The sequence below is a fragment of the Rhizobium sp. ERR 1071 genome (genome assembly GCF_007828675.1).
Lineage (GTDB): Bacteria > Pseudomonadota > Alphaproteobacteria > Rhizobiales > Rhizobiaceae > Rhizobium > Rhizobium dioscoreae.
In genome coordinates this window covers 45,977-70,190 of sequence record NZ_VITM01000018.1, presented here as the reverse complement: position 1 = coordinate 70,190, position 24,214 = coordinate 45,977, and the positions used below count along the sequence as shown (strand labels likewise).

Annotated in this window: 22 protein-coding genes and 1 pseudogene; 17 read left to right on the top strand and 6 right to left on the bottom strand. The window is 58.8% G+C overall.

Annotated features, from left to right (window positions below; genetic code table 11):
• The first annotated feature begins 641 nt into the window (after positions 1 to 641).
• From istA to FBZ99_RS31290, 8 genes and pseudogenes are all read left to right on the top strand, one after another.
• Positions 642 to 2,168, top strand: coding sequence for an IS21 family transposase (istA, locus tag FBZ99_RS31325; protein ID WP_145636918.1), 1,527 nt, complete (start codon positions 642 to 644; stop codon positions 2,166 to 2,168).
• Positions 2,158 to 2,970, top strand: a complete 813-nt coding sequence (istB, locus tag FBZ99_RS31320) for an IS21-like element helper ATPase IstB (protein ID WP_145636915.1) — start codon at positions 2,158 to 2,160, stop codon at positions 2,968 to 2,970. The genes istA and istB overlap by 11 nt, the downstream gene beginning before the upstream one ends.
• A 289-nt stretch (positions 2,971 to 3,259) precedes the next feature.
• Entirely contained in the window at positions 3,260 to 3,466 is a 207-nt protein-coding gene (locus tag FBZ99_RS31315; protein ID WP_145636912.1) for a hypothetical protein, read from the top strand.
• Between the two features lie 168 nt (positions 3,467 to 3,634).
• Entirely contained in the window at positions 3,635 to 4,888 is a 1,254-nt protein-coding gene (locus FBZ99_RS31310) for an efflux RND transporter periplasmic adaptor subunit (protein WP_145636909.1), read from the top strand.
• 10 nt (positions 4,889 to 4,898) lie between these two features.
• A complete protein-coding gene (locus tag FBZ99_RS31305; RefSeq protein ID WP_145636906.1) occupies positions 4,899 to 8,045 on the top strand; it encodes an efflux RND transporter permease subunit in 3,147 nt (1,048 codons plus the stop codon).
• Positions 8,046 to 8,206: 161 nt separating this feature from the next.
• Positions 8,207 to 8,959 (top strand): annotated as a pseudogene (locus FBZ99_RS31300) (NTP transferase domain-containing protein); the annotation flags it as partial.
• 407 nt (positions 8,960 to 9,366) lie between these two features.
• Positions 9,367 to 10,086 (top strand): response regulator, encoded by a 720-nt coding sequence (locus FBZ99_RS31295; RefSeq protein ID WP_145636903.1) that lies wholly within the window; start codon positions 9,367 to 9,369, stop codon positions 10,084 to 10,086.
• Positions 10,083 to 11,630 carry an ATP-binding protein gene (locus FBZ99_RS31290; protein WP_145636901.1) on the top strand — a complete coding sequence of 516 codons (1,548 nt, stop codon included), beginning with the start codon at positions 10,083 to 10,085 and terminating at the stop codon, positions 11,628 to 11,630. The genes FBZ99_RS31295 and FBZ99_RS31290 overlap by 4 nt, the downstream gene beginning before the upstream one ends.
• Positions 11,631 to 11,661: 31 nt before the next feature.
• On the opposite strand, the gene FBZ99_RS31285 is transcribed toward FBZ99_RS31290, so the two are convergent.
• The 3 genes from FBZ99_RS31285 to FBZ99_RS31275 form a co-directional block, all read right to left on the bottom strand.
• Complete coding sequence (locus tag FBZ99_RS31285; protein ID WP_145636898.1) at positions 11,662 to 12,471, bottom strand: NAD-dependent epimerase/dehydratase family protein; 810 nt, start codon at positions 12,469 to 12,471, stop codon at positions 11,662 to 11,664.
• Positions 12,472 to 12,475: 4 nt separating this feature from the next.
• Positions 12,476 to 12,847, bottom strand: a complete 372-nt coding sequence (locus FBZ99_RS31280; protein ID WP_246661240.1) for a MarR family winged helix-turn-helix transcriptional regulator — start codon at positions 12,845 to 12,847, stop codon at positions 12,476 to 12,478.
• A gap of 177 nt (positions 12,848 to 13,024) precedes the next feature.
• The gene (locus FBZ99_RS31275; protein ID WP_145636892.1) at positions 13,025 to 13,882 is read right to left on the bottom strand and encodes an alpha/beta fold hydrolase; all 858 of its coding nucleotides are present in this window, start codon (positions 13,880 to 13,882) and stop codon (positions 13,025 to 13,027) included.
• Between the two features lie 153 nt (positions 13,883 to 14,035).
• Between FBZ99_RS31275 and FBZ99_RS31270 the strand changes: the two genes are divergently transcribed.
• Entirely contained in the window at positions 14,036 to 14,581 is a 546-nt protein-coding gene (locus FBZ99_RS31270) for a TetR/AcrR family transcriptional regulator (protein WP_145636888.1), read from the top strand.
• A 63-nt stretch (positions 14,582 to 14,644) separates the two neighbouring features.
• Here FBZ99_RS31270 and FBZ99_RS31265 read toward each other — a convergent pair whose 3' ends face one another.
• A complete protein-coding gene (locus tag FBZ99_RS31265; protein WP_145636885.1) occupies positions 14,645 to 15,547 on the bottom strand; it encodes a LysR family transcriptional regulator in 903 nt (300 codons plus the stop codon).
• A 96-nt stretch (positions 15,548 to 15,643) separates the two neighbouring features.
• Here FBZ99_RS31265 and FBZ99_RS31260 point away from each other — a divergent pair, with 96 nt between their 5' ends.
• From FBZ99_RS31260 to FBZ99_RS31250, 3 genes are all read left to right on the top strand, one after another.
• Positions 15,644 to 16,702, top strand: a complete 1,059-nt coding sequence (locus FBZ99_RS31260; RefSeq protein WP_145636882.1) for an aldo/keto reductase — start codon at positions 15,644 to 15,646, stop codon at positions 16,700 to 16,702.
• Between the two features lie 93 nt (positions 16,703 to 16,795).
• On the top strand, positions 16,796 to 17,350 hold the full coding sequence (locus FBZ99_RS31255) for a nuclear transport factor 2 family protein (protein WP_145636879.1): 555 nt from the start codon (positions 16,796 to 16,798) through the stop codon (positions 17,348 to 17,350).
• Positions 17,351 to 17,457: 107 nt separating this feature from the next.
• Complete coding sequence (locus FBZ99_RS31250; RefSeq protein ID WP_145636876.1) at positions 17,458 to 17,787, top strand: Atu4866 domain-containing protein; 330 nt, start codon at positions 17,458 to 17,460, stop codon at positions 17,785 to 17,787.
• A gap of 100 nt (positions 17,788 to 17,887) precedes the next feature.
• Here the strand turns inward: FBZ99_RS31250 and FBZ99_RS31245 are convergent, their stop codons facing one another.
• On the bottom strand, positions 17,888 to 18,787 hold the full coding sequence (locus FBZ99_RS31245) for a LysR family transcriptional regulator (RefSeq protein WP_145636873.1): 900 nt from the start codon (positions 18,785 to 18,787) through the stop codon (positions 17,888 to 17,890).
• A 95-nt stretch (positions 18,788 to 18,882) separates the two neighbouring features.
• Here FBZ99_RS31245 and FBZ99_RS31240 point away from each other — a divergent pair, with 95 nt between their 5' ends.
• From FBZ99_RS31240 to FBZ99_RS33690, 3 genes are all read left to right on the top strand, one after another.
• Positions 18,883 to 19,716 carry an SDR family oxidoreductase gene (locus FBZ99_RS31240; RefSeq protein WP_145636872.1) on the top strand — a complete coding sequence of 278 codons (834 nt, stop codon included), beginning with the start codon at positions 18,883 to 18,885 and terminating at the stop codon, positions 19,714 to 19,716.
• A 46-nt stretch (positions 19,717 to 19,762) separates the two neighbouring features.
• A complete protein-coding gene (locus FBZ99_RS31235; protein WP_145636970.1) occupies positions 19,763 to 20,257 on the top strand; it encodes a lipocalin-like domain-containing protein in 495 nt (164 codons plus the stop codon).
• A 468-nt stretch (positions 20,258 to 20,725) separates the two neighbouring features.
• Complete coding sequence (locus tag FBZ99_RS33690) at positions 20,726 to 20,971, top strand: winged helix-turn-helix transcriptional regulator (protein WP_145636869.1); 246 nt, start codon at positions 20,726 to 20,728, stop codon at positions 20,969 to 20,971.
• Between the two features lie 39 nt (positions 20,972 to 21,010).
• On the opposite strand, the gene FBZ99_RS31225 is transcribed toward FBZ99_RS33690, so the two are convergent.
• Positions 21,011 to 21,931, bottom strand: coding sequence for a LysR family transcriptional regulator (locus FBZ99_RS31225; RefSeq protein ID WP_145636866.1), 921 nt, complete (start codon positions 21,929 to 21,931; stop codon positions 21,011 to 21,013).
• A gap of 154 nt (positions 21,932 to 22,085) precedes the next feature.
• Between FBZ99_RS31225 and FBZ99_RS31220 the strand changes: the two genes are divergently transcribed.
• A complete protein-coding gene (locus FBZ99_RS31220) occupies positions 22,086 to 23,078 on the top strand; it encodes an MBL fold metallo-hydrolase (protein ID WP_145636862.1) in 993 nt (330 codons plus the stop codon).
• Positions 23,079 to 23,102: 24 nt separating this feature from the next.
• Entirely contained in the window at positions 23,103 to 24,185 is a 1,083-nt protein-coding gene (locus tag FBZ99_RS31215; protein WP_145636859.1) for an aldo/keto reductase, read from the top strand.
• Positions 24,186 to 24,214: the final 29 nt, after the last annotated feature.

The following is a 24,214-nucleotide window of genomic DNA, read 5'->3' as shown; positions in this document are numbered from 1 at the left end:
ATCGGCGGCGGGCATTTCGACCGTGGGGCATTTCGGGTATCCTGGAACAGGCATTAGAGGTGCTGGTGTATCCGCGTCGGCATTCTGAAGAAATCAGGTCTGTTCCGCTCTGAGCGTGCTTAACGCCGTCAGCATCTTGAGGAATGACGTTATCTGCCTGGAGGGAGCTGACGCGGTGGCCAGCCTTCCGCGGCGACGCATCTCCCGATCGAACATGTAATTTAGCCCAATGATGACCAAGCTTATAATCACAGCTTGAAGAACGGCCGATCCGAGTGTGTCCAGCCTACCGCGCCAAGCGTACAGGAACATGTTGCCGAAAGTGAAGGTGAACAGACTGGTCCGTCCGAAAAACACAAGCTTTTCCAGCTTCCTCTATCCTTCATGAGACAATCAATGGTGGCGAGCACCGCAAGCGAGGTCAGGGCAAGCGCGCCGCAAAGGCCGGCAGCAAAATAACGCGGATTGCTATTCAGTCGCAGTATCACAGGATCTGTTGTTTGCCCCATCGGATGCGCAAGGCGCAGAATGTTGATTGCCACTGAGAACTGACCCGGCGTGGCCTGATATTTCCATTGAGAATTGACCCATGTTCCAACCTTCCCTCGCATGTTTTCAGCGGGGGCTATGGAGTGATCGACATGGCGTTATTGAGCGTGATCCGACGCTGGCATTTTCGAGAGCATCTATCGATCCGGGAGATTTGCCGCAGGACTGGCCTATCCCGGAATACCATCCGCAAATACCTGCGCCTGGACGGCGTGGAGCCGAAGTTCAATGTTCCGGATCGGCCGAGCAAGCTTGATCCGTTTGCAGATCGGTTATCGGCCTGGCTGAAGACCGAATCTAAGAAGAGCCGCAAACAGAAGCGGACGATGAAGCAGTTGCATGCCGATCTGATTAGCCTTGGCTACGAGGGCTCCTATAATCGGGTGGCAGCCTTCGCTCGGGAATGGCGTGATGATCGTCAAAGGGAATTGCAGACGACGGGCCGCGGGACATATGTGCCCCTGGCGTTCGATCCCGGTGAAGCCTTCCAGTTCGATTGGTCGGAAGATTGGGCCATCATTGGCAATGAGCGCACAAAGCTGCAGGTGGCGCATACGAAGCTGAGCTACAGCCGGGCCTTCATCGTGCGGGCCTATCTGCTACAGACGCACGAGATGCTCTTCGATGCCCACAATCATGCATTCCGCGTGTTCGGTGGCATCCCGGGACGCGGCATCTACGACAACATGCGCACCGCGATCGACAAGGTCGGCCGTGGCAAAGAGCGTGACGTCAACGTCCGCTTCCAGGCGATGGCCAGCCACTACCTGTTCGAACCCGAGTTTTGCAATCCGGCTTCTGGCTGGGAGAAGGGACAGGTCGAGAAGAACGTTCAGGATGCACGTCATCGTCTGTGGCAGCCCACGCCGCGCTTCCCATCGCTGGATGCTCTGAACGACTGGCTCGAGCAGCGCTGCAAGGAGTTCTGGGCACAGACCCCACATGGGCAGATGCGCGGCACCATTGCCGACATCTGGGCGGAGGAAGCACCCACGCTTATGCCCATTACCCGGCCGTTCGATGGGTTTGTCGAATACACCAAGCGCGTCTCTCCTACCTGCCTCGTGCATCTGGAGCGCAATCGCTACAGCGTCCCGGCGTCCTTCGCCAATCGGCCGGTGAGCCTTCGCGTTTATCCAAACCGTGTCGTGGTTGCCGCAGAAGGACAGATCGTTTGCGAGCATCGTCGCGTCATTGATCGCTCCCACGACAGGCCAGGACAGACGATCTACGATTGGCGGCACTATCTGGCGGTGGTGCAGCGAAAGCCAGGTGCGCTTCGCAATGGCGCACCATTCGCCGAACTCCCTGATGCGTTCCGGGCCTTGCAGCAATACTTGCTCAAGAAGCCGGGCGGCGACCGGGAGATGGTCGATATCCTGGCGCTCGTCCTTCAGCACGACGAACAGGCCGTGCTATCGGCGGTCGACATGGCGCTGAAGTCCGGCGTTCCAACCAAGACGCATGTGCTGAACCTGCTGCATCGTCTCGTCGACGGCAAATCCTTCACACCGCCAACCATCGATGCGCCGCAGGCCCTGACGCTCACCAACGAGCCGAAGGCCAATGTCGAACGATACGATGCCCTGAGAAAGACGGAGGCCCGCCATGCGTCATAATCCAGCAAGCGGTGCGATCGTCATCATGCTGCGTCAACTGAAGATGCACGGCATGGCGCAAGCCGTCGGCGAACTGACCGAGCAGGGATCGCCGGCGTTCGAGGCTGCCGTTCCGATCCTGTCGCAGCTCTTGAAAGCGGAAACGGCCGAACGGGAGGTGCGATCGACCGCTTATCAGCTCAAGACCGCCCGCTTTCCTGCCTATCGTGATCTGAACGGCTTCGATTTTACCAGCAGCGAGATCAACGAGGCGCTTGTCCGCCAACTTCATCGCTGCGAGTTCCTCGACGACGCCAACAATATCGTTCTGGTCGGCGGCCCCGGCACGGGGAAAACGCACATAGCGACCGCAATAGGCGTCCAGGCCATTGAGCATCATCACAAACGAGTTCGGTTCTTCTCGACCGTCGAACTGGTCAATGCGCTCGAACAGGAAAAGGCGCAAGGGCGCTCCGGCCAGATCGCCAATCGGCTTGTCCACTCCGATCTCGTCATCCTCGATGAGCTCGGTTACTTGCCGTTCAGCGCGTCAGGCGGTGCGATGCTGTTCCATCTGTTGAGCAAGCTCTATGAGCGAACCAGCGTCATCATCACCACCAACCTCAGCTTCAGCGAATGGGCCAGCGTCTTCGGTGATGCCAAGATGACCACAGCGCTGCTGGACCGGCTCACGCACCACTGCCACATTCTGGAAACCGGAAACGACAGCTTCCGCTTCAAGAACAGCTCGGCGCATGACACCAAAACGACGAAGGAGAAAACAAGAAACTTGACCACGACCGCAGACCCGAAACATACCTAACAGGCGGGTCAATTCTCGGTGGAAACGCCGGGTCAGTTCTCAGCGGCAATCAACACGCAGAAATTGTTGGGCAGATCTTGTTGACGCCTGAAGGCGGTTGCGTTCACAGATTCGATGCGGGCGGCTGGGCACTGCGAGCAGGATCATTGTTGATCGAGGTTCGATTCTGAAGCCAGCGGCTCGCACTTTAGCGCTCTACGCGGTGCGACACCACTTGATACATTTTTGGCAAAGCCGGGAGACATCGCACTGTCACCATGGTGTCGGTTCAGCAATTCGGAGACCGAACATGACACTTGGACTTTGGGAGATCCGTGAGCTCAAGCGAGCACTCATCATTTTCTGCACGGAAAACGAACTAGAGCTCGACGATCGGAATGCGCTGACAGCCGCGCACCAGCTACTGCGATTTGCGCAGCAAAGATCGAGCACCTCCGAGCAATTGCTGCGTCAACTACGCTCCCAGAATGTCGAACTGTTTCAAAAGGCCTCATAGGTATCTACCGAAGCCCACGGCAGGTTTCGCAGTATGTCGCGGCAGGCCTGCGACAGAATTGATACAATTTCTGACGCCTCCGGCATACCGCCGCGACAAGCCTCGGTTACACAGCGAGCAATCGCCGCGACTGCGCTAGCAATCACAATCTTCAGCACGAGGCATTAAATGATCCGACGTCCCAGGGTGCTCCTCCTTCAGATGCTCTTCCTCGTATGGGGCAGTTTCGCGTTGCACGCCTGCAGCTCGGAGGTTGAGGCGCAACAGTCTGCCACGGCTCAGGATCCGGAGGTAAGCGTCCAGGAATTAGAGCAAAGGATTGTAACCCTTACTCGCGAACTGCCGGGGCGGACAAGCGCCCATCTGGTTTCTGAGGTTCGACCCCGGGTGACCGGCACTATCCAACGGCGCGTGTTCGAAGAAGGTAGCCAGGTCGAAGCTGGCGACGTCTTGTACGAGCTGGACCCAACGCCGTTTGAAGCTGCCTACCGAAATGGCCAAGCTACCTTGCAGCGGGCCGAGAGCGCCGTTCCAAGTGCTCGGGCGAGGTTCGAGCGCTACGAGCGACTGAGCGCCAACAATGCCGTGAGCCAGCAGGAGCTGGAAACTGCCAGAACGCAGTTGCTTCAAGCGGAAGCAGATGTTGCAGCGGCGGCAGCGGCACTTGAGACAGCCCGCATAGAACTTGACTACACAAAAATAGTAGCCCCGATCAGCGGGCGGGTGGATGGCTCAAACGTCACTCAGGGTGCTTTGGTTACGCGGGACCAGGCGCAGCCGCTAACCGTGATCCGCCAGCACGACATCATCAACGTGGATCTTGTGAGGTCGAGTGCCAGCCTCTTGGCCCTCAACAAGGCGCTGGCATCCAACAGCATTCGATCAAACGGAGAATATGTCACAGTCGAATTGAAGCTTGAGGACGGCTCGCGCTATCCCCATCCTGGCAAGCTTCAGTTCCTTGGATCAGCGGTCTCGCAGTCGACAGGAATGGTGTCGTTGCGTGCGGTCTTTCCCAACCCAGACGGGATGCTGATGCCGGGCATGTATGTGCGTGCCCTGATTGAAGAAGGCTTCGCCGAGAGAAGTTTTCTTGTCCCGCAACGGGCTGTATCTCGCAATCCGCGCGGGCAAGCCGTCGCCCGGTTTGTCAGCGATGATGCGAAAATAGAAGAGCGTGTGCTGACGGTTGACCGGTCCATCGGGAACAACTGGCTTGTCACCGGTGGTGTGGCTGAGGGCGACCGCGTCGTTGTGGAGGGATCGCAGCGGATACGCGTGGGCCAGAACGTCCGTATCAGGACGGTCGTCGTTGAAGATGATACGGGAGAAGTGCGAGGCGTGGAGGAAGCGTCAGCATCACGCGAGCCGAGCCGCAATGCGAAGGCCCTTGAGGGCTCGCGCGCCCTGTCGCTTCAATAGGAAATATGTCATGTCTCGTTTTTTTATAGAACGACCCATCTTCGCCATCGTTTTGGCCGTCACGATCATGATGGCAGGGGCGCTCTCGATTCCCTCGTTGTCGATTTCCCAATATCCCCAAATTGCGCCGCCTGCTGTCAGGATAACCGCCAATTACCCCGGAGCCGATGCCAAGACAGTCGAAGACTCGGTCACGAAGGTGATCGAGCAGGGCATGACAGGGATCGACAATGTCGACTATATCTCATCGAACTCCACGGCGACCGGCGAGTCATCGATAACACTCACGTTCACCAGCGGGGCAGACCCCGATGTGGCGCAGATGCAGGTGCAAAACAACCTTCAGCTCGTTGAAGCACGCTTGCCTCAGGCTGTGCTCGATAGCGGGCTGACCGTCTCAAAATCGACGGCGAGCTTTTTCTTGATTGCCGCCCTTGCATCGGCCGATGGAAGTCTCAACGGGAACGATATCGCCGACTTTATCGATACTTCGCTCATGGATAGCCTAAGAAGGGTCCCCGGCGTCGGGGAAGCGAGGCTTCTTGGGTCTGATCGCTATGCAATGCGTATCTGGATCGATCCGGATAAGCTGGCTCAACACGGGTTGATGGTGAGCGACGTCACGGCGGCTGTGCGCGCGCAAAATACGCAAGTCTCCGCAGGCCAACTCGGTGCCGTACCGCAGCGACGTGGCCAGCAGCTCAACGCCACGGTCACAGCAGGCAGTCGTCTTCAAACCGTAGATCAGTTCAAGGCCATCATCCTCGAAAGTGATGCTGACGGCTCCGTCATCCGCCTAGGCGACGTTGCAACGGTGGAGGTTGGGGCGGAGAGTTACACCCTCTCAAGTACCTACAGTGGCACCCCTGCCGCCGGGGTCGGTTTTCGATTGGCGTCCGGTGCCAACGCACTGGATACCGCTGAAGCCATCCGCGCCGAGATCGAGCGCCAGCGGCCGAATTTTCCGGCCAGCGTCGATGTACATTACCCGTTCGACACCTCGCCATTCGTCAGATTGTCGATCGAGGGAGTGGTGGTGACGCTCATCGAGGCCGTCGTTCTTGTCTTCATCGTCATGTATGTATTCCTGCAGAATATCCGAGCTACCGTTATCCCGACGATGGCCATTCCAGTCGTGCTTCTCGGCACGTTCGCTGTTCTGGAGCTCTTTGGCTACTCCATCAACACGCTCACCATGTTCGGAATGGTGCTGGCAATCGGCCTCCTGGTGGATGATGCCATCGTCGTCGTCGAGAATGTCGAGCGCGTCATGGAGGAAGAAGAACTCGGCCCGCGCGAGGCGACAATCAAGTCCATGGGTGAGATCAGCAGTGCTCTCGTCGGCATCACCACTGTACTTGCCGCGGTGTTCATTCCGATGGCTTTCTTCTCCGGCTCCGTCGGCATCATCTATCGGCAGTTTTCTGTGACCATTGTCACGGCCATGGTACTGTCTGTCCTTGTCGCGCTGGTGCTGACGCCCGCTCTTTGCGCAACTCTCCTAAAGAAGCCGGTCCACGGAGCGGCAAAGGCTGCTCCGTTTCGATGGTTTAACGCGGGCTTCGCTCGCTTTACAAATGGGTATCAAAAAGCCACTCAAGTTCTGCTTCGCCGCATCGCCATTGGCGTTGTCATGTGCATCGCGATAGCAATCGGAGTGGGTATCCTGTTTGCAAGGCTGCCTTCAGCATTTCTTCCCGAAGAGGATCAGGGGCGCCTGGTGACTGCCGTCCAGTTGCCGCCAGGGGCGACGGCTGACCGTACGCGGCGAGTTCTCGATCAGGTCATAGAACACTACCTGACGAACGAGCGTGACTACGTCGAGGGAATATTCGGATCTGTCGGCTTCGGTTTCGGCGGGCAGGGGCAAAATGTTGCCACTGTATTTGTCGCGCTGAAGGATTTCGAGGAAAGGAAGACTCCTGAGGCGTCGGCCGCGGCGATTGTCCAGCGGGCAACGGCGGCTTTCACGAACATATCCGACGGACGCGTCGTCGCGCTAAATCCTCCTGCGATCCCAGGCTTTGGTAACAATAGCGGTTTCGATTTCTTTCTTCGCGACACAGGCAACGCCGGACACGAGGCTCTCATGGCGGCCCGCAACCAGTTGCTGGGCGCGGCAGCGCAAAACGACCGGCTGACGGGTACACGCCCCAACGGACAGGACGACACGCCCCAGTACTCGATCGATATAGACCGTGATCGCGCAAGCGCGCTGGGTATCGACCTGTTGGATATTGACGCCACTTTGTCAACGGCCTGGGGAGGGACATATGTCAACGACTTCCTCGACCGTGGCCGCGTGAAGCGCGTGTATGTCCAGTCAGACGCCGAATTTCGCATGCAACCCGAGGATTTTGAGCGCTGGCATGTCCGCAACAATATCGGTGAAATGGTTCCTCTATCATCCTTCTCGACCGGGCATTGGGGCTTCGGCTCGCCAAGGCTGGAACGCTATAATGGTGTGGCCGCAGTTCAGCTGCAGGGCTCGCCCGCAGCTGGGATAAGTTCCGGGCAGGCAATGGAGGAGATTGATCGAATGGTCGATGATCTTCCTGCCGGCTTTTCGCACCAATGGACCAGCCTGTCGGCGGAGGAGCGTCTCGCGGGCAATCAGGCTCTCCAATTGTACGTCATCTCTGTCATCGTCGTCTTTCTGGCACTTGCCGCACTTTACGAAAGCTGGACGGTACCGTTATCCGTCATGCTTTCGGTCCCGGTGGGCATTCTAGGAGCATTGATCGCTGCAAGCCAATTCGATCAGCTGAATGATGTTTACTTCAAGGTTGGGCTACTGACGACGATTGGTCTAACAGCAAAGAACGCGATCCTGATTGTTGAGTTTGCCATGGCGGAGGAGTTGAAAGGCAAGGGCGTCATCGAGGCGACAATTGAGGCGTCGCGTCAACGTCTTCGCCCTATCCTCATGACCTCCTTCGCATTCATTTTGGGCGTCTTGCCCCTCGCAACCGCCTCCGGCGCCGGCGCCGGAAGTCAAAACTCTATCGGTATCGGCGTGATGGGCGGAATGATCGCTGCGACAGTCTTCGGCATATTCCTCATTCCGGTTCTCTACGTTGTGATCCGTAAGCTGGCTGGCATCAGAAGGTCGCGCTCATCTCGGAATCAGTCGATTGCGAGTGCACCGGCGGAATAGCGTTCAATCTTGCAGCTGCTTCGCCAGGATTTGCGATAAGGTACTCGCCAAAAAGGGCCAGAGCAGATTTTAAGTAGGAAGCTTGACGACAGCTTCGTTGCGGCTCGGGATTAGTCAGAAACGATGACTGCGGCCGAAAAAGCCGCCGGAACCGACAAAACGATCCTTCAGCGGCAGTGGTACTCGGACGGATCGGCGAGACCTATGTCGTGGGAGCGCCTAGCTACGCGCGGAGCCCGAAGGAGAATGGCTTCGATTGGGTTCTGGATCGCATTCTGGCCGGCGAGAAGCCGGATGCGACCTGACAGGCATGGGAGTGGGAGAGCTGTTGATGGAAATGAGACACGGCCACGACCGCGGGAAATCTACGCGGATCATCGCCGAACGGCGACCGCTGCAGCAGTCATCCTCGCTGCCGGGAAAGCCAGCCGAATGGGCGAGGGTGGTCCACACAAGCTCCTGGCGGAGTTTGATGGCGAGCCGCTGGTGCGCCGCGCTGCCGAGACGGCGCTCTCTGCCGATGTGGCGCCGCTCATCGTCCTGACCGGTCACCGGAGGAGCGAGATCGAGGCAACGCTCTGCGGATTGAGCGTTGCTGTCGTCGAGAACCCGGAATATGCATCCGGCATGGCAAGCTCGCTGATCTCCGGATTTTCGGCCTCGCTGGCGCGCGATGCGGATGGTGTTCTCGTCATGCTTGCCGATATGCCAGGCGAGACATCCGCCGATCTCGATGCGCTGACCGCGGCCTTCCGTGCAGCTTCCGGGCGCGCGATTGTCCGCGCCGTTTCTCGCGGCAAGCGCGGCAATCCGGTCACTCTTCCGCGGTCGCTGGGCCATGCCGTGATGCGGCGCATCTGGACGTGGATACGCCCGAGGCCGTGCTGGCGGCCGGTGGCATTTTGAGAGGATAGGGGCCGGGTTCAAACAGGCTTTGCCGTCTCAAGCCGTCGCTACGGGTCAGCTACTGACCATTATGGCTTGTTGGAACACCGATGACCGTTAAGGCCATCGGTCGTCGCTATAGACTTGGGTTCGGGCCATCACGACCTGTCAACTCTAACTGCGAAGTGTCAGCAATATGTGCCAACATTGTAGCAGTGACGAAAATTGCCAATCCAGGGCGTGCTTCAATGCTAGTCAGAATCTTCTCGGGTAATCTGGTCTGATGCAAACGCCCAGAAAATAGGGCCCATCAGCCGAGTGGTGGCCCAGTATTCCGCGACCTTCACCATTGGCTGCTGCGAAACTTTGATACACTTTTTCCGATGCGAAGACCGCGTGGTTTGATGTATTCTCCATGGGAAACAAGGACATTCGCATGGATGGTGCCGCGCATATAGTTGTTGTTGATGATCACGGCGATATCCGGGATCTCGTTCAACAATATCTTGAACAACAGGGATATAGGGTCACAGCCGTCGAAAGCGGTGCAGCGCTGCGACGTCTGTTGGAAAAGCAGGCGGCTGACCTGATCGTTCTCGATGTGATGATGCCAGGAGAAGATGGGCTTTCGGTATGCCGTCAACTGAGGGCCTCAACCGGAATTCCAGTGATCTTCCTCACCGCTATGGCTGATGACACTGACAGGATCATCGGCCTCGAAATTGGCGCGGACGATTATCTTGTAAAGCCTTTCAATCCAAGGGAACTTTTGGCCCGCATTCGAGCAGTCCTGCGCAGATCCGGCAACCCCAATATGCCGCTCGCCTCGGCTAACTTGAAGAATGTTCGGGTTGGACCCTGGCGCGTGAACCTCGGCCGTCAGGAGATTTCCGGCGAGGACGGCGTTGGAATTCCCTTAAGTTCAGCGGAATTCCGTCTTTTGAAGGTCTTCATCGATCGACCTGGGCATGTTCTAAGCCGGGAGCAGCTCCTGGATTTGACTGTTGGTCGCACTGCCGACGTCTTCGATCGCACCATCGATAACCAGGTCAGTCGTTTGAGAAAGAAAATCGAAGATAACCCGAAAAATCCGTCGATCATCAAGACGCACTGGGGCGGTGGCTACAGCCTCTCGGTGGAAGTGGCCCCAGAATGATAAGAAATTGGACCAGAAGTCTCGCGGCACAATTCATCGGCTTTACCCTTGCGGCATTGCTTATCGCGCAGGCCATCACATTCGTTATATCGTGGAATGAGCAATGGAAGGCGGTGGACGCAGCCGCCAAGAGCGAGTTCTTCAGCCGCACACGCACGATAACCCGTCTTGTCAACGACGCCGTTCCAAATTCGAGGCAACAGGTTCTCACTGCAAGTGAAACGGGAGACTCGCGTTTCTGGATAAGCGATCGTGATCCGGAGAGCGCCGCGGCGTGGAGATTGCAGGCGGTCGATCAATTCAGCCGGCCGCTGGAAAATTTCGTTGACCTCGTGCGGTTTTTTGAAGGGGGAACGGCCGTGCCGCAGATCCCAAAGGCAAAAAACGTGGCGTCCTCGAACCGTGGCGAGGACTGGAAGGCGCCCTTCCAGGAGCTTTGGGCGCTCCCCCAACCGGTCAAGTATCTCTACTTTGATGGATCTCGCGGATACGGCATGGCCGTCAGGCTGGACGATGGCAGATATCTCAATGCTGCCTTTTACACGAAACAAGGTAGCTGGTGGACCTCTACCTCCTTGAGTTCGCTTATATTGACGGCTGCCGTGCTTGCCGTCATTGGTGTTCTCGTAGGCAACCGTATTGCCAGACCTCTCAGAAGTCTGGCCATCGCTGCCGAGGCTTTGGGGCGTGGTGAGAACCTCCCGCCATTGGAGGAATCTGGGCCGGAAGAGGTCAGGCGAACCGCATCTGCGTTCAACCAGATGCAAGCTCGCCTGCATAGGTTCATCGACGACAGGACGAAAATGCTCGCCGCGATCGGTCATGATCTGCGTACACCGCTAACGTCTCTTCGTTTGAGGGCCGAGTTCGTCAAGGATGAGGACATCCAGCGGAAAATGCTCGCGACAATCGAGGAGTTGCAAAGCATGACCGAAGCGGCGATCGCGTTCGCGCGTGGCCAGTCGATGGAAGAAGAGACCCGGCCGATCCAGCTTGAGGCCTTGATTGGAAGCATATGCGATGACCAAGAGGATCTGGGGCGGCCTGTGACCTTGGTTAGCGCTGACAAGATAACGTATCGCTGTCGTCCGGACGGGCTGCGGCGCGCGGTTCGCAACATCGTCGAGAATGCTGTTCGATACGGCGTCGAAGCCAAGGTCCTCATCCTTCAAACGGCGACCACTGTGGACATTGTCGTCGAGGATCGTGGTCCGGGCATTCCAGACGACATGAGAGAAAAGGTCTTTGCTCCATTTTTCAGGCTGGAAGCGTCTCGCAACAAGCAAACCGGCGGGATTGGGCTTGGCCTCGCAATTGCGCGTGCAGTTGCCCGACAGCATGGCGGCGATATTGCCTTCGTCACCAAGGAGAATGGGATGCGCACCATCATTTCTCTACCACGTCATGATGAGAGTGCAGCGGGCCGCACTGCAGACGCAAAACGATGGAATGTTCGAGCAGCAATAATCCAGTCGCGCCGACGGCAACGAGTTAGGCCGATCAGTCATGCCCACCAAGTGAGCAATAGAGGCTCAGAGGTCTAAAAGACGGCCGGCAGCCAGAAAACCCTGCGGTCTAGGAGAGACCCTCCTGCCAAGCCTGATACACGGTCCTGATGCTGGGACGAAAACCCAGGCTGCGGGCGAGGGACGTATCGACATGCAGGTACCAAGGATTTGCAAGGGGCTCGGAACTTGACCCCAGCTGCTTACCTACCGTACCAGCAAGTTCGTAAATGGAGGAGGGCGCCTCATCGGCCAAGTTCACGATGTGCCGATCGAAAGCGCCTTTGAGCGCCAGCGTGACTGCTTGTGCAATGTCGCGATGGTGGATCGTGCCCATGCGTTGCGCCGGATGCCAGGTGCTGACGTGCTTGGGAAGAGATTCAAGATGTCCGTCCCCATCACCATAGACGAAAGGGAAGCGGAGGATGGCCCAATTCAACCCGCTTTCGCGCAGTTCCTTTTCCGCGGCAACCTTGCTTGCGGGATAGGCGTGCTGGGGATCGACCGGGTCGTCTTCCCTTCCCGGATGCGGAGTGTCCTTGTTGTAGACGTGGCTGGTGCTCGACATGATGAATCGCGTGTCGGGAGCATGCGCCTTCACGGCGGCAATCAAGTTGCGTGTCCCGTCGAGGTTGCTCTTCCAGATGAGATCGGTGTCTTGTGTGCGGAATACGGCGGCCAGGTGCACGATTGCGGAAACCCCTTGGACGGCGTTCGTCAGGGTCAAAGGATCGAGAATATCGCCCGTCACAGCCTCTATTCCTTCTGGGCAGCTCTTGCCCGCTCGGAGCAGGACACGGCAGGCAAAACCGGCCTCCGCCAGCCGCGGCACAAGTCGCTCGCCAATGAGCCCGGTGGCTCCAGTAATCAATACGGTCATCTGCTCAATCCTTTCGCAGGAGGGTCTGCAGCTGTTCAGTCGCTGATTTCAGGACACGGATGGTTGTGGCTAGGTCGGCTTCGTCGATCCCGCCGAAGGCAGCATCGTGAATGAAAGAAAGATCAGGGATCCGGCGCCACAGCGTCTCACCGGCAGCTGTCAGCGTCAGCAGACGTTGACGTTGATCGCCGCCATCCGCGGTCTGCGCGACCAGCTCCTTGCGGACGAGCGTGGCGATAATTCCGCTTAAGGTCGCGCGTTCCAATTCGAGTGCGTGACCAAGATCACGCTGGACCGATGGGCCATTGTTGACGAGATACCAAAGGACATACCATTGCGTGGATCCGAGATCGAACGGACGCAGGCGCTCGTCCATGAGGGCTCGACCGGCGAAGTAACACCGCTTCGTCCATGCTCCTACGGAGTGATTTTCAGTGTCAGCTTGATCGCGCACAGGAAGCCTCTGCAAATTTGTATGCTACCTTACAATAATCGCAAGGTAGCATACGAATGTCAAGGTTAGATGCACAGGGTCAAATCAGGTGACGTAATGTCAAAGGTGCCGGGCCAAGAAGCTGCGCATGATTGCTGCAATCTCGTTTGCGTGCGTCTCCAGCGCGAAGTGACCGGTGTCTAGCAGGTGCACATCACCTGCCGGCAAGTCGCGCTTGTAAGCCTCAGCGCCGGCGGACAGGAAGGCCGGGTCGTGGCGTCCCCAGACGGCGAGAAAGGGCGGTTGATGCTGCCTGAAATAGGCTTGGAAGAGCGGGTATCTCTCCACATTGGTACGGTAGTCGTAAATCAGATCGAGCTGGATCTCCTCCACGCCCGGTCTCGCCATCAAAGCGATATCGAGCATATAACCATCGGGCGAAAGCCGCGTCGGGTCGGCTCCCGTCCGGTACTGCCAGTTCTCGATCACATCCGCCGAAAGGGAGGCGCGGCATGCCTCGCGGTTCCCGGGGGTCGGATTGCGCCAATAGGCCTGCCAAGGCTCCCAGTCATCACTAAAGCCCTCAATGTAGGCGTTGCCGTTTTGGCTGATGAGGGCAGTTACTCGCTCCGGATGCTTGGCGGCAAGGCGGAGGCCGACTGGGGCGCCGTAGTCGAAGACGTAAAGCGCGTAGCGCTGAAGCCCCAGCGCCTCGGTAAAATCTTCGATCACCCGCGCCAGATTGTCGAAGGTATAGTCGAATTCAGTCCTTCCCGGAGCCTTGGTGTAACCGAAGCCCGGTAGATCGGGAGCGATGACTCGGTAGCGGCCTGCGAGTAGCGGAATAAGATCCCGAAACATATGGCTCGACGTCGGAAAGCCGTGCAGAAGTAATATGACAGGTCCGCTTCTGGGGCCGGCCTCCCGATAGAACACTTCCACGTTGCCCACCGCTTGCTTTCGATACTGCACCGCCATTTCGATCTCCAGTTTGATTGTGGCACGCGGGTTGCTTCGCCATCGTGATATCATTGGTAAACTACCGAACGGTAGTTTGTAAATCGGCGCGGGATCAATTAATGATGAGGAGCAGGCAGGCGTCGTCTGCACGGCGATCAAGGAGACAAACTGATGAAGGCATCAAAGGAAGAGATCGTGTCCGCTGCGCGTGAGCTCTTTCGCAACAAAGGCTATGCCGGAGCCTCCATGCAAGATTTGGCAGACAGAGTGGGTCTGCGCAAAGCCTCTCTCTACATGCGCTTTCCGAACAAGGAGGCGCTGGTAGCCGAAGTTCTCGACATGACGTTACGGGAGAGCGTGACGGAAGACGGATCGGATGAACGGCCCTGGATCGAGATATATTCTGACAGGATTCGAGACATCGCCCGGAGCCTCGCCGATCGGAGGCGGTGCGTGGGCCTGCATCTTGCCTACGGGGTTAATGACGAAACACCTGCCGCCAGGCAAGCAGTGCGCGCTTTCTTTCTTTCACTGAGGGAGTATCTCACGACGATACTCGCAAAAGGTATGTCGCGCGAAACCGCCATGCGACTGGCGACGGATGCGCTGGTGCGGATCGAGGGTGCAACCTTGATGACGGCTGTCTTCGACGAAAGCGATGCCATGGATCGGGCAATTCAGGCTGCCATCCACGATGCGACCACAGCCCCAAGCTAACCGCGGCCATAGGATCGTTCGTCATCAGGCCCCTCCCGGCAGGAGTCTGTCAGGACAGCGATTTCATAGGCGAGCGCTAGCGCCACGCCTCACATGGTCGACGAGCGCACGCAGTTTCGGAGCGAGATTGCGCCGACTGGGGTAATAAAGAAAGAACCCGGCGAAGGGCGGACAATAGTCCTGAAGGAGAGGGACCAACTGACCGGATTCGACGTAGGGCTTGAAGGTGTCCTCCATCCCGAAGGTGATGCCGCCGCCGGCACAGGCTGTGCGGATCATAAGCCACATGTCGTTGGTAGTGATCCGCGGATTAACGGCTACGTCAAACTCCCGTCCATCCTGGCCGAATTCCCACCGGTAGGGCGCGCTGTGCGGCGCCGGGCGCCAGCCGATGCACCGATGTGCCGAGAGTTCCGAAGGATGCTTGGGCCTGCCGAAACGTTCAATGTAGGACGGCGCGGCAAAGGCGCTCTGACGCTGCTCGCCCGACACCGGAACGGCGATCATGTCCTGGTCGATGACTTCACCCAATCGCACCCCCGCGTCATAGCCTTCCGCGACAATGTCGAATTCCTCGTCCGTGACTGTTACGTCCATCTGAACGGCGGGAAACTTGTCCGCAAAACCCGCCAGTAGCGGCCCGGAGATGAAGTGCTCGGCAATGGATGACACTGCCAGCCTCAATAGTCCGCTCGGCGCACTGTCGCGGTCCGCCGTCGCGTCGAGCGCCAGTCCGACCTCCGAAATGGCTGGAGCCACCCGCTGATACAGTCGCTCGCCAGCCTCTGTAAGACTGACACTGCGCGTCGTGCGCTGCACGAGCGCCACTCCCAGCCGATCTTCGAGACGCCGGATCGTCTGGCTTATGGCGGGCCTTGTAACGCCTAAATTCTCCGCGGCCACGCGAAAGCTGCGCGCATCGGCGACCGCCAGGAAAACAGAAATGCCGTTCAGATCGATTGCCATTGGTTAGTTTAGATTACCACCTTGGTCATCATTGAGCAAATTGTTCGATCTTATCGATGCGTCTACCTTGGATTTCACAACTAGGAGACAGCCGCTATGACGCTTGATCATTACAAACTTCTGGGACGGTCGGGCTTGCGCGTCTCGCCGTTGAGCTTGGGAACAATGACCTTTGGTTCCGAGTGGGGATGGGGTGCGGACGGCGACGAGGCCCGCCGCATCTTCGATCTCTATGTCGACCGGGGCGGCAATTTCATAGACACGGCGGTCAACTACACCGATGGTGGCGCCGAACGCCTGCTCGGAACTTTCATCGCCGACAAACGCGAGCGGATCGTCCTCGCGACGAAATTCACGATGGCGCGCGAACCGGGTAACCCCAATTCGGGCGGAAACCACCGCCTGAACATGGTGCGCTCCGTCGAGCAGAGCCTGACGCAGCTCGGCACCGACCGCATCGATCTGCTTTATCTGCATGCATGGGATATGACGACCCGGCCGGACGAGGTCATGCGGGCGCTCGACGACCTCGTTCGGGCCGGAAAAGTCCTCTATCTCGGCATCTGCAATACGCCTGCCTGGCGTGTCGCACAGATGCAGACGCTCGCCGACATCCGCGGCTGGTCTCCATTCGTGGCGCTGCAGATCGAATACAGCCTTGTGGAGCGGACCGTGGAACACGAGCTCTTTCCAGCGGCGACGGCCCTGGGCCTTGGGGTTCTTCCGTGGTCGCCGCTCGGCGGTGGCGTACTTACGGGCAAGTACTCCCTCGCCGATGTCGAGGATTCGCAAGAAGCGAGCGTGTCCGCCAGCCGCAAGGGCGTCATCGCCTCGTCCGGGCATCTGAACGAACGGGCGATCGAAATTGCGGAGGAGGTGAAGGCCGTCGCTGAAGAGGTCGGTTCCACGCCGTCACGGGTGGCGTTAGCGTGGACGCTGGCCAATCCGGTCGTCGTCTCGCCTATCGTCGGCGCCCGCACACTCGCCCAGGCGGAAGACAATCTGAAAGCATTGGATCTGGTGCTTACGCCGGAACAGGTGGACCGTCTGAACCGGGTCAGCGCGCCGAGCCCCATCTTTCCGGCTCGCTTCACGCAACGTCCTCTTGTCCAGCAACTGATCTTCGGCGGTGCCGCGGTCGAACGCCGCGATTGACCGAGAAAACGACGTGAGGCCTGTCGACGCGCGCAGCTTCATGCCTGTCGATAGGTCCCACCAAGCCCTCAGCAACAGGAAAGGACCGATATTATGACCATTCTTCCGACATACCGCCGGGCTGCCAGCCCGAGCTGGATAGTTCTGATCACGCTGGCATTGCTGTCGCTCGCCATGCCGGGCGCAGCTATTGCCAACACCGCGGCAACGCAGGTGCAGTCTCAGGACCGTGCCGCAATCGAGCAACGGAACAAAGCCATCGTCGAAGCCGCCTTCGAGAAATGGCGAGGGGGCACCTACGTCTTCGCGGAGCTTCTCTCGCCCGACGTAGTCTGGACGATCCATGGCTCCGGGCCGGTTGCCGGCACCTATCGCAACCAGGAGGATTTTGTCGAACAGGCGTCACGCCCGCTGACCAGCCGCCTTGCGACACCGATCGTGCCCGAGGTGCATAACATCTTTGCCGACGGCGACACGATCATCATCCGCTTCGACGGAGCGGCGACCACGACCTCAGGCGCGCCTTACCGCAACCAGTTTGTCTGGATACTCAAGATGAAGGACGGCCTCGTTGCCAATGCGGAAGCCTTCCTCGACCTCGTCGCCTACCAGCAGGTCGTGGACAACAACGCGCCACGCTCCCAGTGACCGACGCCTGCGGTTTCGGCGGACCTGGGTGTCTGCCGAAACCGCACCGCGCGGCAAAGCGCGTGCGCCTTCAAACTGAGAATACTAACGCTTTACGGAGCCCGACCATGCGACAGCCTTTTGCAGCACTCATCACAGCGGCCACCCTTTCGATTCAGCCCGTAGAGGCACAGGAGACGAATGTGCAGCCGAACCATCCCTATGCCGGTATGTGGGTTACCGACGACAACCGTGTTCGCCATGAGCTTCTGCCGAACGGACGCTATGTCGAGGCCCGCGGTCAGCGCGAGCGAGCTTATGAGGGCCGTTACGAAGTCGACGGGACGCATATCGAGTACTGGGACGACACGGGCTTCACCGCCGATGGCGATTTCGTTGATGCCAACACATTGCACCATGGCGGCATGATCTTGCGCCGCAAGTCGGTGACGCCGTGACATGCCGACGAGCCTCCACGGATGCGGGGCGGTTCAGAGCAATGGCTGAACCAGGTCTGCCTGAAGCCATCCGACAGGGGGCGCCGTTCACCTGCGCCCATCATCGTGACCTCTCCGCCTCTCGCAAGAGGTCTATGAAGGCCCGTAGCGGTGACGGCACGTGGCGGCTGCGCGGGTAGTAGAGTGCCAGCCCCGGTATCGACGGGCACCACTCTTCAAGGACGGTTATGAGTTGGCCGGACTCCAGAAACGGGCGGGCGAAGTGATCCGGCACATAAGCAATGCCACGGCCGTCTGCGGCTGCCTGCACGAGAAGATCGTTGTCGTCGAGAGTGAGATTACCCGGGACATCGATCGCCATTTCGGCGCCGCGTCTGGAAAATTCCCAGCGGTAGCGCTTTCCACTGGGCAAACGTTGGCGGATGCAACGATGCGCATTCAGGTCGTCTGGTGTATTCGGCCTTGCTCTGCCGCGGAGATAGGACGGCGCTGCCACCGCAATGAAACGGACATCGCCCCCGAACTTCACCGCGACCATGTCTTTCGGAACGGATTCCAGCAAGCGTATTCCAGCGTCGAAACCGTGTTCTACGATATCGACGAGCCGGCCTTCCGAAACCACGTCGAGCTCCACGTCGGGATAGAGATCCATAAAGCGAGACACGATGTCTGAAAGGAGAATGCGAGCGCCGCTTTTGTTGGCATTGATCCGCAGTGTGCCGCTTGGGGTTCCGCGCTCCTCCGCGAGGGTGTCGAGCGCTTGATCGAGATCCTGCAGAACCGGATCGAGGCGCGCCAGCAGACGCGCGCCAGCCTGGGTCAGGGATACACTGCGCGTCGTCCGATTTAAGAGCCGCACGTCCAATTTTGCCTCCAGGCCTATGATCGCGTGGCTAAGGGCGGAGCGCGAGACCCCCATAACGTCGGCCGCCTTGCGGAAGCTCTGGTGATTGGCCACCGCGGCGAAGGCGGCAAGATCGTTCAGGCTGGGACGCGCCATTCGTGAATTGTCCTCACTACCTCATCTCAAATTGAAGATCTTATAGCACCAGTCTGACAGCATTACCTTCGAAGTTGAACAATGAGGAAAATCACATGCCAAAGACATGGTTCATAACCGGCGCTTCTTCCGGACTCGGTCTGGAGATGACGCAACAACTGCTCGCGCAGGGGCACAAGGTGATCGCAACTCTCCGCCGGCCGGGAACGTTGACGGAATTCCAGCAGGAATACTGCGATCACCTGGATATCGTTCAGCTCGATCTGGTCGAGCCGGAGAGCATTGCCACTGCGGTTGACGCAGCCTTCCAGCGGCACGGCCGGATCGATGCGATTGTCAGCAATGCAGGCTATGGCCTGTTCGGTGCGGCTGAAGAACTCGCGAGCGAGGAGATCGATCGACAGATCGCCACTAACCTTACCGGGTGCATTCATCTGATCCGTACAGCACTGCCCCATTTGCGAACGCAGGGCGGGGGGCGGATCGTCCAGGTCTCGTCCGAAGGCGGGCAGATCGCTTATCCGGGCTTCAGCCTCTATCACGCGACCAAGTGGGGCATCGAGGGCTTTGTCGAAGCCGTCGCACAGGAAGTGGCGCCCTTCGGTATTGACTTCATCATCGCCGAGCCGGGACCGACTGGCACGAATTTCGGTGCCAATCTCGTCCACGCGACGCCGATGGATGCCTACGAGGAAACCCCCGCAGGCGCCGTTCGCCGTGCGATCAGCTATGGTAGCTTCGAGATCAAGGGGGATGCGGCGCGCACGGTGGCGGCTATCATAACAGCCGCCGAGAGCGAGAAGCCGCCGTTGCGGCTGACGCTGGGCAGCACCGCCTATTCGTCCATCTCACAAGCACTTTCTGCGCGCCTTTCCGCTCTTGAGGCGCAGCGAGACGTGGCAGCTTCCGCCGACAGGCCGGATCTATGAACCGCAGCAGTCCGGAACGGACTTCGAGAACATAAAAGGAGAGAACATGTCCATTCGGACAGCTATATTGGCCCTCGCCTTAGGCGTCTCGTCTTCTGCTTTCGCGCAGACGGCCGCTGAAAACCAGGTTGTAGGCACTTGGCGGATGATGTCGGCGACCATCGATCCCGGCGGCAAAAATATCGCTGCCTACGGAGAAAAGCCCAACGGCCTTCTCGTCTTCATGCCCGACATGCACTTTGTCGAAGTTCTGACCGACGCCGATGTTCCGCGGTTTGCGTCCAATGCCCGGGGTGAGGGCACCGATGACGAAAATCGAATGGCCATGTCAGGCAGCATCGGGTTCTTCGGCACCTACACGGTCGATGAGAAAGGAGAATTCAGCGGTAATCGTGTAGAAGGATCAACTTTTCCGAACTGGGTCGGCAGCGTGCGAACGCGTGACGATTTGAGGCTGGTCGTTGAAGGCGATCGCATGACAGAACGCTTCCGCAGGCCGGAAGGTACCGAAATCAGGATCGAGTGGCAGCGCGTCAAATGAGAAGCCGGGCGCGAGGCCTCCGAGCAAGGTCTCGACCTTGAGCGATTCGCGCTGCCAACCTGCCCGGGTATGGAGTCGATACAGAGCAAGAAAGCGATGCTGCACTGGCTCTTTCATCGCCTCAACTCCTGACACACGCAGCGTCACAGGCGGAGGGAATGATCCCTCCGCCTGTTCCATTCGTCATCGCAGTCCGATACTTGACGGTTCCGCGCTGAGTGCGTTTTCGAACAACGTTTTTCCTGGACCGGCCGGCCACTGGTCCAACCTCAACATAGGTCCGATCTCGCGTTCGAGGGCCGCGATATCTGCGATTCCCGCAACTGCGCCGTTGTCGACGAGCGCAGTCAGACGTTTCAGAAAGTCGTTCTCGCCCAGCAATTCCTCGGAAACCGCTGGCAAAGTATCTGCGCGTTGATGCGACCTAGGTCATGGAGCGCAATCATCTGCATCGACTGATCCGGCTGCATGAAATATGTGAAAATGCTGGTGTTCAAACCCATTCCCGGGAGCATCATCATCTCCATGAAGCTAGCGGCGCGGGTGATTGCCGTAGCGACCGAACTGCCGCCGCGCGTGGAATACGAGTTGACCGACCGCGGAAAATCGATGCTGAAGCCGCTTGCGGGATTTACCGATTGGATCCGCGACACATGGCAAGACATAGAAGCCTCGCGCACAGAGTTCGATGCGGCCGAACGACGCCGGGGTTAAAAGAAGCTCCGATCTGCCTCTACGAAAGCCGCAGGCCAATCACTGCGGCGCAAGGGCGTCCTTCGCCTCCCAGTCGTAGCTCCTCATATAGTCGAGAAACGCGCGCATGGCGGCGCTCGGGAGGCGGCGGCTGGGGTAGTATAGAAACCAGTGGGGCAGGGTAGGGCTCCAATCGCAGAGGAGCTCCACCAGTCGGCCGTTTTGTATGTGTGGTTTCGCGTAATCATCGAAGACATGGGCTATCCCTCTGCCCGCCAGCGCGGCCTGTAGTTCATTGTGCGCCGAACTGACGGTCAAGCGACCCGTTGGAGTGACCTCGATCTCCTCGCCTCTTTCGGCGAACCGCCAGGTGACCAAGGTGCCACCAGGAAAACGCCGTTTGACACAGTCGTGATCAACGAGTTCGTGCGGCGTCTGCGGCTCTCCGCACCGCTTTATGTAGTCGGGCGAAGCGACGATTGCATAACGAAGCGCGGGTCCAAGCGGGAGCGCTATCATGTCTTGGGCCAGTTGCTTGCCGAACCTGACGCCGGCATCAAAACCCTGTTCCACGATATCGATGACGGCCGCGTCGCTGATGATCTCGATCTTCACCTCGGCATAGGCCTCCATGAAGTCGAACACGAGCGGGCAGAGCACATGATCGACGGCCGGCGCCGGCGCGTTGATCCTGACAGTCCCGGATGGGCTATCGCGTAATTCGTCGACCTCGGCGATGGCAAGCCTGATATCGCTCAGCGCAGGTGCCAGACGTTCAAGGAGGCGCTGCCCGGCTTCCGTCGGAAATACGCTCCGCGTCGTCCGGTTGAGGAGCCGGATCCCTAGAGCCTCCTCTAGGCTATTCATTGTTTGACTAAGGGCGGATGAAGAAATCCCTCGCTCGAGCGCTGCCGCACGGAAGCCGCCACACCGCACGATGGCAACGAACACGTCAAAGCTGTCCAGTCGGATAGGATCCATTGCGAAGTTTTTCTAATCAAGCCGATAAACTAAGTGCAGGTTATCAGATCAATTGCGCCGTGTCATGATCAACGGAACTAACGCTTTGCCCTGTGGAAACCGCTTATCTTTGTTGATCTTTGATCGAGAAATGCGCCCAGAAAAGGAACGACTGATGAATGCCTTCACCCTCAACAGACGCACCATCATGCTGTCCGCTGTCGCGGGCGCATCAAGCCTGCTCCTGCCGAACCTAGGCGGCTCCGGCAGCGCCAACGCTCAGGCAGCGTCTTCGGTGGCTGGCAATGCTGGTCACTACCGCTTCCGCGTCGGCGAAATCAGCGCAACCGTGTTGAGCGATGGTGTAATTGGTGGCCCGCCGCGCGTCTATGCAAGCGACGCACCCGAAGCCGAACTTCAGGAGGTCCTGCGTCAGGCGTTTCTACCGGTCGACCACATGACGCTCAACCTCAACACGCTGCTGATCGAGACCGGTGGCCGGCGGCTTCTGATCGAGGCTGGCGCCGGCAAGACAATGGGCCCGAACGGTGGCCGCATCTTTAATAATCTGGCGGCTATCGGTCTTAGCTCCACGGACATCGACGCCATCGTCATCTCTCATACCCATCCCGACCATGTCGGCAACTTGAGAACCACGGACGGTGGCAAGGCCTTTCCCCGCGCCACTGTCTTCGTCCCGAAGGCCGACTGGGACTTCTTCGTCCGCACCGATCCGGATCTCTCCTACATGCCCGTGCCGGAGGAATTCCGTCTGCGCTTCGCGGCAAACATCAAGAACAGCCTCGCGCCGGTCATGAACGACGTCGAACTTTATGAAGCCGGCACCGAGATCGTGCCGGGTCTGGCGACGATCGTCGCATCCGGCCACACGCCCGGAATGGCTACCTTCCTCGTCCATTCAGGAAGCGACCAGTTGCTGCTGACGGCAGACCTTGCCTATCACCCCGTCGTCAACGTCGACAAGCCATGGCTGCCCGGACCCGACCGCGACAAGGAAACGGCCCTTGCCTCCCGCCAGCGCATCTTCGACCGCGCGGCTACCGAGCGCATGCCAGTGCTGGGCTTCCACTATCCGTTCCCCGGCCTCGGACGGATGCTAAAGACGGATGGCGGCTACGCCTGGGTACCCGCCAACTGGCAGTTCTGACGGCTGAGGAAAAGGAGAGATCGCATGGACCAGTCGAAGATTAACAGACGCGGTTTTCTCGGCACGATGGGCGCGGCCGCTACAGGACTGGCGCTTGCCACTCAGGCTACAGCGCAGACCCAGGAAACGAATGCTGCATCTCGAACCCCAGAATCAAACCAGAATATAGTAACTCGCACTTTGCCGCGCACCGGCGAGAAGGTCACAGCCCTGGGCCTCGGCACCTTCCTGACCTTTGACCTCAAGCCCGGGGATCGGCGCGACGCGCTCCGGCAGGTCTTCGAACGGTACGTCGCCGCAGGCGGTCGCGTCGTGGACACGTCGCCCCTCTACGGCTCGGCCGAAGTCAGTGTCGGCCAGTTCATGGGCGAGTTCGAAGGATCCTCCGAAATGTTCCTCGCCAACAAGGTCTGGTCGACGGGAGAATATCTCGGGGACGAAAGCCACGCCGTTGAAAGCTTTCGCCAGTCGCGCCTGCGGACATGGCGTGACACGATCAATCTGATGCAATGCCACAGCATCACCAATGCGCCGGTCGTCATTCCGCTGATGAAGGCATGGAAGAAGGAAGGTCTCATACGCCACGTCGGCGTGACCCACCACGAGTCGGCTGCGCAGGACCAGTTGCTGGCGATCGTTCAACGCGATGATGTCGATTTCATCCAGACGAACTACTCGATCTTCAACCGCGATGCCGAACGGCGCTTGCTGCCGGCTGCGGCCGACAAGGGTGTTGGCGTCCTCATTAATCTACCGCTCGAAAAGGCGCGCCTGATGAAGGTGGTCGAGGGACATCCGCTTCCAGGCTTTGCGCAGGAGTTCGGAGCGACCAGCTGGGCGCAGTTCTTCCTAAAATGGGTCATGGCACATCCGGCCGTTAGTACCGTCCTCTGCGGCACGTCCAACCCCGACCATATGAGTGACAATGTTCAGGCGATGACAGGCCCGCTTCCGGACGCACGCATGCGTGCCCGCATGGTAGCGCACATGGAAACGATCCCCGGCTTTGGCTCCATCGGTACGATGCCTTGGTATCCCGGCAAAGAGAAGATGTATTCCGGCCTGATCCGTCAGGCACAGGCCAATGCGGCGCAGCGCCTGCGGTAACGAACGCGGGCAACACGCCTTTGAGACTC